At 34.9% G+C, this 925-nt stretch carries 1 protein-coding gene; it reads left to right on the forward strand.

Annotated features, from left to right (window positions below; translation table 11 throughout):
• Nucleotides 1-18: 18 nt before the first annotated feature.
• On the forward strand, nucleotides 19-925 hold a 907-nt coding region (locus tag E1I69_RS24210; RefSeq protein WP_136382024.1), incomplete at its 3' end, for an IS110 family transposase.

The raw sequence follows: 925 nt of genomic DNA on the forward strand, positions 1-925 counted from the left end.
TCTAAAAGGTGGAGTGAAATGGAAACTTTGCACAAACGATGTGCTGGGTTGGATGTACATTCAGAAACAATAGTTGCTTGCGTACTTCTTGGTGAATCAGAGACAGACATGGTAAAGGAAATTGAAACTTTTCCTACATTGACTAAAGATTTATTTCGTCTCTTGAAATGGTTAGAGGAAAAAGAAGTGACACATATCGCAATGGAAAGCACAGGAGTTTATTGGAAGCCAGTATATAACATCTTAGAAGATTTCTTTAATATTACTTTGGCTAATGCACAAAGAATTAAAAACGTTCCAGGCAGAAAAACTGATGTTTCTGATGCAGAGTGGATTGCTAAATTGTTAAGACATGGCTTAATAGAGAAAAGTTTTGTTCCCCCTGAAGACATTCGTAATCTTAGGGATCTGACGCGTCTTCGAAAGAAGTGGATTGGACACATGACCTCTGAGAAGAATCGAATTCAAAAGGTACTAGAGACTTCAAATATAAAATTAGGAACAGTAATTTCAGATGTATTTGGAGTTTCCGGAAGGAAACTTTTAGAACAGCTGATGTCCAATGGATACTTAGATCAAGAAGATGTTGAACAAAACATTCACGGAAAAATGGCTCATAAAAAACTGTTAATTACAGACTCCTTATTCGGTACTTTAAATGATCATCAACTATTTTTAATCAAACAATCTTGGATGCACATTGTCTATCTCGAAGAATTAATATCTGATATTGAAAAAAGGATAGACATGATCTTAAAAGATTATCAGGAAGAAGTAGAAATCCTTGTAACAATGACAGGTATAAAAAAAGATTCAGCTGCAATTATTATTGCAGAAATAGGGGTAAACATGGAACAATTTCCAACTTCTAAACATATAGCTTCATGGGCAGGACTATCACCAGGAAATCACGAAAGTGCTGGAA

It is taken from the genome of Bacillus timonensis (assembly GCF_004799755.1).
GTDB lineage: Bacteria > Bacillota > Bacilli > Bacillales > Bacillaceae_L > Ferdinandcohnia > Ferdinandcohnia timonensis_A.